The sequence below is a fragment of the Rhodococcus sp. K11/5 genome, from assembly GCF_055193735.1.
In genome coordinates this window covers 2,109,887-2,125,199 of record NZ_CM143721.1, presented here as the reverse complement: position 1 = coordinate 2,125,199, position 15,313 = coordinate 2,109,887, and the positions used below count along the sequence as shown (strand labels likewise).

The 15,313-nt window shown below is 66.9% G+C and carries 12 protein-coding genes; 7 read left to right on the top strand and 5 right to left on the bottom strand.

Translation table 11 applies throughout. The annotated features are described in order from the left end of the window. A complete protein-coding gene (gene uvrB, locus ACY466_RS10185) occupies nt 1-2,166 on the bottom strand; it encodes an excinuclease ABC subunit UvrB (protein WP_463252061.1) in 2,166 nt (721 codons plus the stop codon). Nucleotides 2,167-2,254: 88 nt separating this feature from the next. On the opposite strand from uvrB, the gene ACY466_RS10180 reads away from it, so the two are divergent. Together ACY466_RS10180 and ACY466_RS10175 are read left to right on the top strand one after the other, a co-directional pair. Next, nucleotides 2,255-3,766 (top strand): ATP-dependent DNA ligase, encoded by a 1,512-nt coding sequence (locus ACY466_RS10180; RefSeq protein ID WP_463252060.1) that lies wholly within the window; start codon nt 2,255-2,257, stop codon nt 3,764-3,766. A gap of 44 nt (nt 3,767-3,810) precedes the next feature. Then, nucleotides 3,811-4,371, top strand: a complete 561-nt coding sequence (locus ACY466_RS10175; RefSeq protein ID WP_463252059.1) for a ribonuclease FAU-1 family protein — start codon at nt 3,811-3,813, stop codon at nt 4,369-4,371. Here ACY466_RS10175 and coaE read toward each other — a convergent pair. Next, nucleotides 4,357-5,574 (bottom strand): dephospho-CoA kinase, encoded by a 1,218-nt coding sequence (gene coaE, locus ACY466_RS10170; protein WP_463252058.1) that lies wholly within the window; start codon nt 5,572-5,574, stop codon nt 4,357-4,359. The genes ACY466_RS10175 and coaE overlap by 15 nt on opposite strands. Nucleotides 5,575-5,753: 179 nt before the next feature. Here coaE and ACY466_RS10165 point away from each other — a divergent pair, with 179 nt between their 5' ends. Then, on the top strand, nt 5,754-5,966 hold the full coding sequence (locus tag ACY466_RS10165; RefSeq protein ID WP_463252057.1) for a hypothetical protein: 213 nt from the start codon (nt 5,754-5,756) through the stop codon (nt 5,964-5,966). Between the two features lie 234 nt (nt 5,967-6,200). Here the strand turns inward: ACY466_RS10165 and rpsA are convergent, their stop codons facing one another. Continuing rightward, nucleotides 6,201-7,679, bottom strand: a complete 1,479-nt coding sequence (gene rpsA / locus ACY466_RS10160) for a 30S ribosomal protein S1 (RefSeq protein WP_463252056.1) — start codon at nt 7,677-7,679, stop codon at nt 6,201-6,203. Between the two features lie 298 nt (nt 7,680-7,977). Here rpsA and ACY466_RS10155 point away from each other — a divergent pair, with 298 nt between their 5' ends. Further along, on the top strand, nt 7,978-8,838 hold the full coding sequence (locus ACY466_RS10155) for a class I SAM-dependent methyltransferase (RefSeq protein ID WP_463252216.1): 861 nt from the start codon (nt 7,978-7,980) through the stop codon (nt 8,836-8,838). Between the two features lie 3 nt (nt 8,839-8,841). Here the strand turns inward: ACY466_RS10155 and ACY466_RS10150 are convergent, their stop codons facing one another. Beyond that, on the bottom strand, nt 8,842-9,954 hold the full coding sequence (locus ACY466_RS10150) for an isocitrate/isopropylmalate dehydrogenase family protein (RefSeq protein WP_463252055.1): 1,113 nt from the start codon (nt 9,952-9,954) through the stop codon (nt 8,842-8,844). Between ACY466_RS10150 and ACY466_RS10145 the strand changes: the two genes are divergently transcribed. Together ACY466_RS10145 and trxA are read left to right on the top strand one after the other, a co-directional pair. Continuing rightward, nucleotides 9,890-10,510: a 2'-5' RNA ligase family protein gene (locus tag ACY466_RS10145; RefSeq protein ID WP_463252054.1), complete on the top strand. Its 621-nt coding sequence runs from the start codon at nt 9,890-9,892 to the stop codon at nt 10,508-10,510. The two genes, ACY466_RS10150 and ACY466_RS10145, sit on opposite strands and share 65 nt — an antisense overlap. 80 nt (nt 10,511-10,590) lie before the next feature. Then, complete coding sequence (trxA, locus tag ACY466_RS10140) at nt 10,591-10,962, top strand: thioredoxin (RefSeq protein WP_463252053.1); 372 nt, start codon at nt 10,591-10,593, stop codon at nt 10,960-10,962. Between the two features lie 74 nt (nt 10,963-11,036). Here the strand turns inward: trxA and polA are convergent, their stop codons facing one another. Beyond that, nucleotides 11,037-13,700, bottom strand: coding sequence for a DNA polymerase I (polA, locus tag ACY466_RS10135; RefSeq protein ID WP_463252215.1), 2,664 nt, complete (start codon nt 13,698-13,700; stop codon nt 11,037-11,039). A 238-nt stretch (nt 13,701-13,938) separates the two neighbouring features. Between polA and ACY466_RS10130 the strand changes: the two genes are divergently transcribed. Next, entirely contained in the window at nt 13,939-15,309 is a 1,371-nt protein-coding gene (locus tag ACY466_RS10130; RefSeq protein ID WP_463252052.1) for a branched-chain amino acid ABC transporter permease, read from the top strand. Nucleotides 15,310-15,313 lie beyond the last annotated feature (4 nt).

The following is a 15,313-nucleotide window of genomic DNA, read 5'->3' as shown; positions in this document are numbered from 1 at the left end:
TCAGGACAGGCCGGCCGCGTCCATTCCTCGCAGTTCCTTCTTCAAGTCCTGGATCTCGTCGCGCAACCGGCCCGCGAGCTCGAACTGCAGTTCGCGCGCGGCGTTCATCATCTGATCGGTGAGAGCCTTGACCAGGTCGGCGAGTTCGGCGCGCGGCATCGACTTCACGTCACGTCCACCGTCGACGACACCGCTGCTGCCCGACCGACCCGCTTCTCCGGGCGCGCGACGACCGCGGCTGGCATTGCGCCCCGAGCCACCGATCTCGACGGAGTTCTCGGTGTCCTCGGCCTCCTCGTAGACCTGATCGAGGATGTCGGCGATCTTCTTGCGCAGAGGCTGCGGATCGACGCCCATCTCCTCGTTGTAGGCGATCTGCTTGGCCCGGCGGCGCTCGGTCTCCTCGATCGCGAACTGCATCGAGTCGGTGATCTTGTCCGCGTACATGTGCACCTGTCCGGAGACGTTGCGCGCCGCGCGGCCGATGGTCTGGATGAGGCTCGTTCCGCTGCGCAGGAACCCCTCCTTGTCGGCGTCGAGGATCGCGACCAGGGACACCTCGGGGAGGTCGAGACCCTCGCGCAGCAGGTTGATGCCGACCAGTACGTCGTACTCCCCCAACCGAAGCTGGCGCAGCAGTTCGACGCGCCGCAGGGTGTCGATGTCGGAGTGCAGGTAGCGCACCCGGATCCCCAGTTCGAGCAGATAGTCGGTCAGATCCTCGGACATCTTCTTGGTCAGTGTCGTCACCAGCACGCGCTCGTCCCGGTCGGCTCGCTGACGGATCTCGTGCACCAGGTCGTCGATCTGGCCCTTGGTCGGCTTGATCACGATCTCCGGATCGACGAGACCGGTCGGCCGGATGACCTGCTCCACGACCTCGCCGCCGCTCTGCCCCAGCTCGTACTTGCCCGGGGTGGCCGAGAGATACACCGTCTGACCGATCCGCTGCGTGAACTCCTCCCACGTGAGCGGTCGATTGTCCGTCGCGGACGGAAGCCGGAATCCGAACTCCACGAGGTTGCGCTTACGGGACATGTCGCCTTCGTACATCGCCCCGATCTGCGGGACCGTCACGTGCGACTCGTCGATGACGAGCAGGAAGTCGTCCGGGAAGTAGTCGATGAGCGTCGCCGGAGCGGTGCCCGCGGGACGGCCGTCGATGTGGCGCGAGTAGTTCTCGATACCGGAGCAGAACCCGACCTGCTTGATCATCTCGAGGTCGTACTGCGTGCGCATGCGCAGCCGTTGGGCCTCGAGCAGTTTCCCCTTGTTCTCGAGGTCGGCGAGGCGTTCCTCGAGCTCGGTCTCGATGTCGCGCACCGCCCGCTCCATGCGTTCCGGTCCCGCGACGTAGTGCGTCGCCGGGAAGATACGCACGCTGTCGACCTGGCGGACGACGTCGCCCGTCAACGGGTGCAGGTAGTACAACGCCTCGATCTCGTCGCCGAAGAACTCGATGCGCACGGCGAGTTCCTCGTACGACGGAATGATCTCGACGGTGTCGCCGCGAACCCGGAACGATCCACGGGTGAAGGCCATGTCGTTGCGCGTGTACTGCACGTCCACGAGCAACCGCAGGAACCGATCGCGGGGAACCTCGGCGCCGACGTCGAGATGCACGGACCGGTCGACGTAGGACTGCGGGGTGCCGAGACCGTAGATGCACGACACGGACGCCACCACCACCACGTCACGCCGCGAGAGCAGGTTGGCGGTGGCGGAGTGACGCAGACGCTCGACGTCGTCGTTCACCGAGGAGTCCTTCTCGATGTACGTATCGGTCTGCGCGATGTACGCCTCGGGCTGGTAGTAGTCGTAGTACGAGACGAAGTACTCGACCGAGTTGTTGGGCAACATGTCCCGGAGCTCGTTCGCGAGCTGCGCGGCCAGCGTCTTGTTCGGGGCCATCACCAGGGTGGGCCGCTGCACCTGTTCGATGAGCCAGGCCGTCGTGGCCGACTTGCCCGTTCCCGTCGCCCCGAGAAGCACGATGTCCCGCTCACCCGCATTCACCCGCTTGGACAGCTCGGCGATCGCGGCGGGCTGATCACCGGCCGGGGTGTGTTCGCTGACGACCTCGAAGGGTCGATCGCTGCGCTCGATCTCGCCGACGGGACGAAATTCCGAGTGGGCGAGCACGGGATGTTCAGCAGCGAAAGCCATGTACCCAGAGTAGGCCGGACCACCGACAAGTTCCGCCCGCGCAGCGGCGTCACCGGGGCTGTCGGTGCCGACGTGAACAATGGAACGCATGTTGCTGCAGCAAGTCGTGGAAACATCGTCCGCAGTCGGCGCCACACGTTCGCGCAAGGCGAAAGTGACGGCGCTCTCCGGCCTGCTGTCGGAGTGCGAACCGCAGGATGTTCCGCTGATCACCACGTATCTCGCCGGCGCCCTCCGGCAGCGCCGGACCGGCGTCGGATGGCGCACGCTGTCCGCTCTGCCCCCGGCCGCCGACCATCCCACCCTGACCGTGACCGACGTCGACGCCGAGTTCGAGAGGCTCTCGCACCTGTCCGGTTCCGGTTCGCAGGGCGCTCGGGCGGATGCCGTGCGTGCTCTCTTCGCACGCGCCACAGCGGAGGAGCAGACGTGGTTGCGTGGGCTCGTGACCGGCGAGATCCGGCAGGGTGCCCTGGATGCGCTGGTGCAGGAGGCGGTGGCCGCCGCCGCCGGGGTGCCGCTTCGCGACGTGCGTCGGGCCGCGATGCTGTCGGGATCGACGGTCGCGGCGGCCGGCGCGGCCTTCGGCGGTGGCGTCGACGCGCTCTCCGCCATCGGTCTCACCGTCGGTCGCGCCGTGTCTCCGATGCTGGCGTCGAGTGCTCCGACCGTCGCCGACGGTGTCGCCAAGGCCGCCGCCTCGGGCACACCGGTCGTCCTCGACACCAAACTCGACGGAATCCGAATTCAGGTTCACCGTTCGCCGGACGGCGTCCTCGTCACGACGAGGAGCCTCGACGACATCACGGCGCGACTGCCCGAGGTCGTCGACGCGGTCCGATCGCTCGACGTGGAGTCCGTCGTCCTCGACGGCGAAGCCCTCGCACTGACGGAGGACGGCCGGCCTCGGCCCTTCCAGGAGACCGCGTCGCGCACCGCGCAATCCGACGGCGTCGTGGTCACGCCGTACTTCTTCGACGTGCTGCACCTGAACGGCGAGGACCTTCTCGATCGTCCGCTCCGCGAACGGCTGACGATTCTCGACGAACTGGTGGCCGAGGCCCACCGGGTGCCGCGGGTGATCACCGCGGATGTCGAGGTCGCGGCGCGATTTGCGACACGAGCGATCGACGACGGTCACGAGGGTGTGGTGATCAAGAACCCCGAGGCTCCGTACGACGCCGGCCGGCGCGGTTCGGCATGGGTCAAGGTGAAGCCGGTCCACACTCTCGATCTGGTGGTCCTGGCCGTCGAATGGGGTTCCGGACGTCGGGCGGGGAAGCTGTCCAACATCCATCTGGGCGCGGTGGATCCGAACGGCAGATTCGTGATGCTCGGCAAGACGTTCAAGGGGATGACCGACGAGATGCTCGACTGGCAGACGCGTCGATTCCTCGAACTCGAGACGTCGCGCTCCGCGTACACGGTGCACGTTCGGCCCGAACAGGTCGTCGAGATCGCGCTGGACGGGCTGCAGCGTTCCAGCCGCTATCCCGGTGGAATCGCTCTCCGCTTCGCTCGCGTACTGCGCTATTGCGACGACAAATCACCCGCCGACGCGGACAGTCTGGATTCGGTGAAGAAGCACTTCGGATACTGACCGACATCGGGCACCGACCGCGCGTCGGTTGTACCGTCGACGGCATGACGGACGTCCACATCCACCCGCCCAAGGTGGAGGTCTTCGACGTCGCCGGCAGCACGAACACCGATCCCAAGGGTGTCGTGCGTCCCGTGGACCGGTACGACGAGACGGACTGGGGACTGTACATGGCCCGCCCGTCGGACCACCCGTCCTTCGACTACCTGGAATCGTGGATCATCCCCCGGCTCGGAATCCGCGCGTCCGTGTTCCACTATCTCCCCGAACACACCCGTGACCAGGACTACTACGTCGACATCGGTGAGTATCACCGGACCGGATCGGTGTGGCACTCGGTGGATCACTACCTCGACATCGTGGTGCGTACGGGCCGGGACGTCGAACTGCTGGACGTCGACGAACTGCTCGCGGCCCACACCGTGGGAATGCTGGATGCCGGTACGGCCGAATCGGCCATCCGCCGTGCGTCCGACGCGGTGGACGGCATCGCCGGCGCCGGTCACGATCTCGACGCCTGGCTCGCGTCCTCCGGGATGCCCACCCGCTGGCTCACTCCCACCCCTCGACCGGCCGCGGGCGGGCACGGGTCACTCCCCCGCTGACCACCCGGTGCGGCGCGCCCACTCGAGGCACCGTTCGTAGGCGGAGTCCATCCACGGTGCCTTCGCGTCGACGTATGCCTCGATCGCGGCGGCGTAGTCGGCCGGTTCGACGACCGCGGCCGCCGCGCGACGCTTGATCTCGAGATACTCGATCCGAACCTCGGGTTCGGCGCGCAGCCAGTCTCGGAACATCAGCGCCGACTGCTGACCGGGCCACCCCTCGACGCGAATGTGGATGTTGGCCGTTCGGCCGGGGTCGGCGGTTCCGTGCAGTCTCTTCTCCCACACGCTCGGATCGGACTCCCCGGGGTAGGCCGCTTTCGGCTCGTCGGAGGTGATGCGATCGATGCGCGGGAAGGTCGCCTCGGTGAGCGGATCACGCAGAGCGTCGGCGGTCTCCATGTCCCGCACCGTGATCTGGATGTCCAGGACATCCTTGGCCGGGAAATCGGGGACGGCGGTGGACCCGATGTGGTCGATGCGCACGGCGCGCTCGCCGCACGCCAGAGCCAGTCGCTCGATCAGTCGGCGAGCCTGGTCCGGCCAGGTGGGGTCCGGGTCCACGACGGAGGGCAGCGTGCGGGCCACGGTGCGTGTGCGCAGGTTGTCCCGGAACGGAACGAGACGCTCCGACCACAGGGCCCGCACCCTGGCCTCGAGTTCGTCCGGCGTCCCGGAGTTCTCGAGCCAGACGTCGGCGGCAACGCGGCGCTGCTCGTCGGTGGCCTGCGCGGCGATCCGCGACCGGGCGTCCGCTTCGGCGATGCCTCGTGACTCCACGAGGCGCCGGATTCGCTCGTCCTCCTCCACGTGGACCACGATCACCATGTGGAAAGCGGCCGCGGAACGACTTTCGACCAGCAACGGAATGTCGTGCACCAGAACGCAATCGGCCGGAGCCTCGGCCATGAGCTCCGACGTGCGAGCCCCGATCAGGGGGTGCAGGATGCCATTGAGGGCACGGGTGGATTCCTCGTCACCGAACGCCACGGTGGCCAGCGCCGAACGAATCAGCACCCCCTCGTCGTCGACGATCTCGGAGCCGAACCGCTCGACGAGCGCGGCCAGGCCCTCCGTCCCCGGTTCGACGACTTCGCGGGCGATCTTGTCGGAATCGATCACCACCGCGCCGCAGTCGGCGAGAGTGCGCGACACCGTCGACTTACCCGCTCCGATGCCACCTGTCAGTCCGATCCTCAGCATCCGTCCAGTGTGCATCGAACACGCCGCGAATCACCAGTCTCAAATGCACCATGTTTCCCAACCCGTCGGTTATCTTCGAGGCGCACAACAGGCTTCACGGTTCCTCACGAGGGCGACAGCGACACGACGGCCGTCGACGGAACCCACGAGCGCACCACTTCGACGGACAAAGGACGGGCATGGACACCAATCGGATTCAGCCGGGTCGTCATCGCCTGGGCATGCCGGATGGCGTTCACTGCATCCTCATCCCGCAGGTCGCCGACGCGCTGGCCGAGCACCGCCGCAACTGGTTCACCTCGCTGCTGAGCCCGGCGCGCCACAGCTTCGCGTCGATGCGCAAGCGCAGTGCGTCGATGGGCACGAGCTGGAGCCCCGCCGCCGCCGGCTGACGTTCCGCCCCCCCCGGACCACCACGGCCCGATCCCTTCGTTGGGATCGGGCCGTTGTCGTGCTCTGCGCGAGATCGAGGCTGTCGTGCTCTGCGCGAGATCGAGGTTGTCGTGCTCTGCGCGAGATCGAGGCTGTCGTGCTCTGTGCGAGATCGAGGCGCTCCCGGACGGACCGAGCGCCCCGAACCGGTGTGGTTCGGGGCCCTCGGGGGTTGACGCGGTGGAACCGTCGAATCAGGCTCCGCCGGACAGCTTCTCGCGCAGTGCGGCGAGCTGAGCGTCACTGGCGAGCGATCCGCCGGTGGACTCGGGTGCTGCGGCCGCCGGTGCACCCTCTGCAGACGGGGTACCGGTCTCGGAGGAGTAGCCGGCCGCTGCGTTGGCAGCTTCCTGCGCCTCGTCCGCGGCGGTCTTCTCCATCTGCGCGGTGTGCATCTTGTGGCGACGCTCCGCCTCGGCGTACCGGCCTTCCCACTCTTCGCGCTGCTTGTCGTATCCCTCGAGCCATTCGTTGGTCTCGGAATCGAAGCCTTCGGGGAAGACGTAGTTGCCCTGCTCGTCGTACGAGTCGGCCATGCCGTACTTGGACGGATCGAACTCGGCTGCGTAGTCCTCGTTGGCCTGCTTCAGCGACAGCGAGATCCGGCGACGCTCGAGGTCGATGTCGATGACCTTGACCAGCGCGTCGTCGCCGACGGTGACGACCTGGTCCGGGACCTCCACGTGGCGCTCGGCCAGCTCGGAGATGTGGACCAAGCCCTCGATGCCCTCTTCGACCCGCACGAAGGCGCCGAAGGGAACGAGCTTCGTGACCTTGCCCGGAACGATCTGACCGATCGCGTGGGTCCGAGCGAACTGACGCCACGGGTCTTCCTGAGTCGCCTTGAGCGACAGCGATACCCGCTCGCGGTCCAGGTCGACGTCGAGCACCTCGACGGTGACCTCGGTACCGACCTCGACGACCTCGGAGGGGTGGTCGATGTGCTTCCAGGACAGCTCGGACACGTGCACCAGGCCGTCGACGCCACCGAGATCGACGAACGCGCCGAAGTTGACGATGGAGGACACGACGCCCTTGCGGACCTGCCCCTTCTGGAGCTGGTGCAGGAACTCGCTGCGGACCTCGGACTGGGTCTGCTCGAGCCATGCACGACGCGACAGAACGACGTTGTTGCGGTTCTTGTCGAGCTCGATGATCTTGGCCTCGATCTCCTTGCCGACGTACGGCTGGAGGTCGCGGACGCGACGCATCTCGACGAGCGAGGCGGGAAGGAAGCCACGGAGACCGATGTCGAGGATGAGTCCACCCTTGACGACCTCGATGACGGTGCCCTTGACTGCCTCGTCCTTCTCCTTGAGCTCCTCGATCGTGCCCCAGGCGCGCTCGTACTGAGCTCGCTTCTTGGACAGGATCAGGCGGCCTTCCTTGTCCTCCTTGGTGAGGACGAGTGCTTCGATCTCATCTCCCACGGAGACGACCTCGTTGGGGTCGACGTCGTGCTTGATGGAGAGCTCGCGGGAAGGGATGACGCCTTCGGTCTTGTAACCGATGTCGAGCAGAACCTCGTCGCGGTCGACCTTGACGATCGTGCCTTCGACGATGTCGCCGTCGTTGAAGTACTTGATCGTGGCGTCGATGGCGGCGAGGAAATCCTCTGCGGAGCCGATGTCGTTGACGGCTACCTGCGGTGAGGTGACGGTGGATGAGGCCATGTGGTGAGTTGCTCCGGACGGGTTGGGGTCGGTGGATGGATGTTCGGTCGGACAGACTCTCGATCGACCGGACAGGATCCGGCTGCTGCCGTATCTTGACTGGTGAAAACCGTGAGACGCGGTGTACGCCGCTCGCGAGCAACCGACCGCGGCCTGACGACCGACGACGGAGCACACGCACGCGAGGGCAGACGTTGCGTGTGTCGAGACTACGCGGTGGCACGCACGGCGAGCAAACCCGGTTACGGTGTTGCGCGTGTCCGACGAATCCCCGTTCTCCGCGCCGGATCCGGCGACCATCGCCGACCCGAGCCGACCCGTCGAACACGCGTCGTCGCCCGAGTCGCGACCGTCCCGTCGACGAGTGGATTCGCGAGCGAGCGAGCAGGCCTCGCGCTCCTGGTGGGACCAGGATTCCGACGAGTACCACCGCACCCATGGACGGTTTCTCGGCGTGGACACGGACGACGGCGAGTTCGTCTGGTGTCCCGAGGGACTGCACGAGGGAGACGTGCACCTTCTCGGCGACGTCGCCGATCGCGACATCCTGGAGGTGGGCTGCGGGTCCGCACCCTGCGCGCGGTGGTTGACGGCGCAGGGAGCGCGGGCCGTCGGTCTCGACATCTCGGTCGGCATGCTCGCGCACGGCGTCGCCGCCCTGGCTGCGCGCGCCGATCCGTCGGCACCCGCGCCTGCCCTCGTCCAGGCCTCGGCGGAAAGACTTCCGTTCGCGGACGCGTCGTTCGACGCCGTCTGCTCGGCGTTCGGCGCAGTGCCCTTCGTCGCCGATTCCGCCGGCGTCATGAGCGAGGTCCATCGCGTCCTGCGCCCGGGCGGGCGCTGGGTGTTCGCGGTCAATCACCCGATGCGGTGGATCTTTCCGGACGATCCCGGACCCGACGGCCTCACCGCGACCATCCCGTACTTCGACCGCACCCCGTACGCGGAGTTCGACGACTCGGGTACGGCGACGTACGTCGAGCACCATCGCACCATCGGTGATCGAGTCCGCGAGATCGTCGCGTCGGGTCTGACGCTGGTGGACATCGTGGAGCCGGACTGGCCGGAATGGTTGGACCGCGAGTGGGGGCAGTGGTCTCCGCTACGTGGTGCGCTCTTCCCCGGCACGGCGATCTTCTGTTGCGAGAAGCCGCGCTGACGATCAGCGATGCACGGCGCGGGCCACGACGGTCTCGATGTACTCGCTCGTCGACGCCTGTCCCCCGATGTCCGCGGTCGCGACGCCGGACGCGATCGTGGCCTCCACCGCCTCGCGAATCCGCTCCCCGGCTGCGGCGTATCGGCCGGGGCCGGGACCGAGGGCGAGCCGTTCCAGCATCGCCGCCGCGGACAGGACGATCGCCGTCGGGTTCGCGCGGTTGTGGCCGGCGATGTCCGGCGCGGCGCCGTGCGCGGCCTGGGCCATCACCTTGGTGTCCGACGCGTTGATCGACGGGGCCATGCCGAGCGATCCGGACAGCTCCCCGGTGAGGTCCGAGAGAATGTCGCCGAACATGTTCTCCGCCACCACCACGTCGAAGTCCGCGCCCGATCGCACCAGCAGCGCCGCCATCGCGTCGATGTGTTCGTGGCGGACGACGACGTCGGGATGACGCGTGGCCACGGCGTCGCAGGCGTCGCGAAACAATCCGGTGGTCAGTCGAAGCACGTTCGTCTTGTGCACGACGGTCACGTGTCGGCGGCGAGTCGCGGCGAGGGCGAAGGCCTGCTCGGCGATGCGTTCGCACGCCGCCCGCGTGAACACTCCGACGGCGAGGGCCACGTCCGGCGTCGGCATGAATTCACCGGAGCCGATCCACATGTTCCGGTCCGCGTAGAAGCCCTCGGTGTTCTCTCGAACGACGACGAGGTCCATCGTCGGTGACACGGCCCGCACCCCGGACAGGGCCCGAGCGGGTCGAATGTTGGCGAAGAGATCGAACTCCTTGCGGATGCGGCCGCCGGGACTGAGCTGGCCTCGAAACTCCTCCGGGTACGACGCGTTGTCGTGGGGACCGAGCACCCAGGCGTCGAGTTCGGACAACGCCGCGAGGGTTTCGTCGGGAATGGGCGTTCCGTGGGAGGTGAGCGCATCACGTCCGAACGGCAAGCGTTGCCAGGCGATTCGCTCCGCCCCGACCGCCTGGACGGCCGCATCCACCACTCGAACAGCTCCCGGCACGATCTCGGCGCCGATGCCGTCACCGTCCATGACACCGATCGGATATCCGTCGCCTCGACGGTTCGAGGACCCCGTCGTCGTCTCGCCGCTCATTGCGCCATCATTGCTCATCATGGTGCAGTCGATGGAACTCCTGCTCGACGACGATGCCGTGGCGCTGATCGTGCGCGAGTGGCGGTTACTCGCCGATGCCGGTCTACCGAGTCAGGCCAGGCACAGTGGGGCGTCGAATCGACCGCACGTCACGGTGGCCGTGGCGCAGTCGTTCTCCGCCGAGGTGGAACGGCGTCTCGCGAATCTGGTGGCGGACTCCCAGCGGGCCGGCCGATTCCCGGTGGCGCTGCGCCTGGGCGGCCTCGTTCTCTTCGGAGGGCCCCGCGCCGTCCTCGCCCGGGCGGTGGTTCCGACGGCCGCTCTGCTCGACTTCCACGCCCGAGCGCACGAGGCCCTCGCCGGTTCCCCCGGGATACCTCCCCACCTCTTTCCGGGCCGGTACACCCCCCACGTCACACTCGGGATGCGGATGCGCGCGGACCAGGTGGCGTCTGCGGCGGCGCATGTGCTGCCGGTCTGCGAGGACATCGACACCGAGATCACCGGGGTACGTCGGTGGGACGGTGACGCCAAGCGTGAGTGGACGATCGACTGACGTTCGGGTGGCTCGGGAAGAATCACGGGATCGTTCGTGTTGGAAGCCGCAGAGACGTTCACTTCACGAGAGGATCATTTGTGGCAACCCAGACCCTGAACCAGCAGAACTTCGACGAGACCGTCACCGGCAACGACGTCGTTCTGGTCGACTTCTGGGCGGACTGGTGCGGCCCGTGCAAGCAGTTCGCGCCGACCTTCGAGAAGTCGTCCGAGAACCATCCAGATGTGGTGTTCGGCAAGGTCGACACCGAGGCGGAGCAGGGACTCGCCGCCGCCGCGAACATTCGCTCGATCCCCACGCTCATGGCGTTCCGCGAGGGCGTACTGGTCTTCGCACAGCCGGGCGCCCTTCCCCCCGCGGCCCTCGAAGAACTCCTCGGACAGGTCAAGAGCCTGGACATGGACGAGGTGCGCAAGCAGGTCGCGGCCCAGCAGAAGCCCGCCGAGTAACGACACCGTATGTAGACCGACACCGACGAGGGCGGTGGGAACCCGAGGTTCCCACCGCCCTCGTCGTGTGCGGATCAGTGAGCGGCGTCGTCCCAGCTTCGGCCCGTACCGACCGAGACCTCGAGCGGTACCGACAGCTCGATGGCGTCGGACATCTTGGCTCTGACCAGAGCTTCGACCTCCTGCCGCTCGGATTCGACGACCTCCAGAACCAGTTCGTCGTGAACCTGCAGCAGCATGCGGGACCGGAAGCCGGCTTCGACGAGGCCGTTCTGCACGTCGATCATGGCGACCTTGATGATGTCGGCGGCCGTGCCCTGGATGGGTGCATTCAAGGCCGCCCGCTCCGCCACCTCGCGCCGCTGGCGATTATCGCTGGTGAGATCCGGAAGGTAGCGCCGACGGCCGTAGAGCGTCGACGTGTACCCCACCTTGCGCGCCGCTTCGACGACCTCGTGCAGATAGTCGCGCACCCCACCGAACCGCGAGAAGTACGCCTCCATCTGCTCCTTCGCCTCCTCGGTGGAGATCTTGAGCTGCTGGGACAGACCGTAGGCGCTCAGACCGTAGGCGAGCCCGTAGGACATCGCCTTCACCCGACGACGCAATTCCGGCGTGACCTCGTCGATGGGCACCCCGAAGGCCCGCGAGCCCACGAAACTGTGCAGGTCCTCACCGGTGTTGAAGGCCTCGATCAATCCCTCGTCCTTGGAGACGTGCGCCATGATGCGCATCTCGATCTGGCTGTAGTCCGCCGTGAGAAGCGAGTCGAATCCGTCGCCGACGACGAAACCCTCGCGAATCCGACGGCCCGCCGAGGTCTTCACCGGAATGTTCTGCAGATTGGGCTCGGTCGAGGACAGTCGGCCGGTGGCGGCGATGGTCTGGTTGAACGTGGTGTGCACGCGACCGTCGTCACTGACGGCCTTGAGAAGACCGTCCACGGTCACCTTCAGTCGCGTCGCGTCCCGGTGATCGAGGAGGTGCCGCAGGAACGGATGCTCGGTCTTCTCGAACATCCCCTGCAACGCCTCGGCGTCCGTGGTGAACCCCGTCTTGGTGCGCTTGGTCTTGGGCATGTCGAGTTCCTCGAACAGCACCACCTGCAGCTGCTTCGGCGAACCGAGGTTGATCTGCTTTCCGATCACCGCGTACGCCGCGTCGGCCGCCGCGCTCACCTCCCCGGCGAACTGGCTCTGCAGATCGTGGAGATGGTCGAGGTCGATGGCGATACCGGTGTTCTCGACCGTGGCGAGCACCTCGAGCAGCGGGAGCTCCATGTCCGACAGCAGTGGCCCCGACTCGATCTCCGCCAGCTCGCGGTCGAGAGCGTCGGCAAGATCGAGCACCGCCTGCGCCCGAAGGATCTCGCCCTCCGCCACCGCGGCCTGCGACTCGTCCTCGTTGTCGAGCAACGACAGCTGGGCCTCGCCCGAGTCCTCGATCCGCAGTTCGCGCTTGAGGTACCGCAACGACAGATCGTCCAGTGCGAAGCTGCGCTGTCCGGGGCGCACCAGGTACGCCGCGAGGGCGGTGTCGCTGGTGGTCCCGTGAACCGCCCACCCGCGGCCGCGCAACGCGTGCAGCGCCCATTTCGCCTCGTGAAAGGCCTTCGGGCGCCGAGGGTCTGCGAGCCAGCCGGCGAGCGCCGCTTCGTCCGTCGAGTCGAGGCCGACGGTCTCGACGTACGCCCCCTCCCCGTCCGCGGCTGCGAATGCGATGGACGTGGCGTCGCCGTCGAACGGTGACCGCGAGCCCACCACGGACAGTCCGGTACGCACGCCCGACGAGGTGTGGGTGTCGAGCCATTCGCCCAGGGCGCCGGGCGCGAGTTGCTCGCCGCGCACCTCGAACCCCTCCTCCGCCTCCGGCTCGGACGAGGTGAGAGTGGCGAACAGGCGGTCACGGAGAACCCGGAACTCGAGGTCGTCGAACAGAGCGTGAACCCGTTCGCGGTCCCACGGCGCGAGCTCGAGCTGATCCGGGGTGTACGGAAGCGGAACGTCGCGCACCATCTCGGTGAGCTGACGATTCATGATCACGCTGGAGAGGTTGGCGCGCAACGCGTCTCCCACCTTGCCCCGAACCGTGTCGACCTTGTCCACCAACGCCTCGAGACTGCCGTACTCCGTGATCCACTTCGTCGCGGTCTTCTCGCCGACACCGGGAATTCCGGGCAGGTTGTCGCTCGGATCGCCGCGGAGCGCGGCGAAGTCGGGGTACTGACCCGGAGTGAGACCGTACTTCGACTCGACCTCGGCCGGGGTGAACCGGGTCAGATCCGACACGCCTTTCCGGGGGTAGAGCACGGTGACGTTGTCGTCGACCAGTTGCAACGCGTCACGGTCTCCCGTCACCACGAGAACTCGAAACCCCGCGGCCACGGCTTGCGTCGTCAACGTCGCGATGATGTCGTCCGCCTCGAAGCCGGCCTCGGCCATCACCGGGATTCCGAGCGCCCCGAGCACGTCCTTGGTGATGTCGACCTGACCGGCGAACTCGTCCGGGGTCTTGCTCCGGTTGGCCTTGTACTCCGGGAACTTCTCGGCGCGGAAGGTCTGACGTGAGACGTCGAAGGCCGCCGCGATGTGCGTCGGCGACTCGTCTCGGAGGAGATTGATGAGCATGGACGTGAATCCGTACACGGCGTTGGTGGTCTGGCCGCTGGTGGTCTTGAAGTTCTCCGCGGGCAGGGCGAAGAACGCTCGATAGGCCACCGAGTGGCCGTCGATCAGCATCAACAGGGGCGACTTCTCGGTTGCTGGACTCACGAGGCCCAGTCTAGGGAGGAGGGCCGACAGGGACGGTGTCGGTGCACGAACCGCGTCCGTCGGCCACCTGTCCGACAGCGAAACAAGACCGAAACAATCCGGTAATTGCAGACGCCGATTTCGATACCGTGCAGCCGCTAGAGTCCCACAATTGCAAGCATCGGTCGAGAGCCCTCGACATTCGCCTGTCCGAAAGGGACCCCGCGTGCCACCCTCGAGCCCTCGACGGTCGGTCCGAGCAGCAGCCACAGCCGCTCTCGTCCGCACGTTCGTCGTCGCGCTCCTGAGCCTGATCGCCCTCACCACCATCGGTGGCACGGCGCTGGCCCAGGAACCGACCCCCTCCCCCTCCCCGACCTCGTCACCCACGAGTGAATCGGGCTCGTCACCTCCCGCCGATGCCGTGTCGGTCAGTGGAAGTCTGAACAACGAAGGAGAACGCCTGGAAGGCGTCGACGTCGTCGCGCTCGACTCCTCCGGAGCCGAGGCCGCCAGAACGACGTCCGAGACCGGGGGCCGATGGACCCTCGACGTCTCCCCCGGTACCTACACGTTCAGCGTCGTGCAGGACACGCTTCCCGACGGGGTGAGCGTGCAGGGTGACGTCGAGCGTGACGTGCAGGCCGGCCGCTCCAACACCGTGATCTTCTCCTTCGGCGAGGCACGCACCGCAACCAGCGTTCCGGTCTGGGAGCAGTTCCTGCGAACGACGGTGGACGGCTTCCGGTTCGGTCTCGTCATCGCCCTCGCCGCAGTCGGTTTGAGCCTGATCTTCGGAACCACCGGTCTGACGAACTTCGCGCACGGCGAGATCGTCACCCTCGGCGCCGTGGCGGCCTGGGTCTTCAACGTCACGATGGGCATTCAGCTCATCCCGGCCACGATCCTCGCGATCATCGTCGGCGTCGCGATCGGCTGGCTGAACAACGCGGCCATCTGGAAACCGTTGCGAAAACGTAGGTCCGGGCTGATCGCTCAGCTCGTGGTGTCCATCGGACTCGCCATCGCGCTGCGCTATCTCATCCTGATCTTCTTCTCCGACCGCGCCGAGCCGTTCGCCGACTACCAGGCGCAGACCCAGAACGAGTGGGGCCCCTTCGCCATCACCAACGTCAACCTCGCCTGCATCATCATCAGCATCGTGGTTCTCGTCGGGGTGGCAGTGATGCTGCAGCGCACGCGAATCGGCAAGGCGATGCGTGCCGTCGCCGACAACCGCGACCTCGCCGCGTCGTCGGGCATCAACGTCGAGCGCGTCGTGACGTTCGTCTGGTGCCTCGGTGGCGGACTCGCCGCCCTCGGCGGCGTGCTGTTCGGTCTCTCCGAGCTGGCCGGTCGCGTCCAATGGGAGATGGGCTTCAAGCTTCTGCTGCTGATGTTCGCCGGAATCACACTGGGCGGGTTGGGAACCGCGTACGGAGCCTTCCTCGGCTGCGTCATCGTCGGGCTGCTCGTGCAGTGGTCGACGCTGATCATCAATCCCGATCTCAAGTACATCGGAGGACTGCTCGTCTTGATTCTCATCCTCATCGTCAGGCCGCAGGGCATACTCGGCTCGCGGCAAAGGATCGGGTGACCTC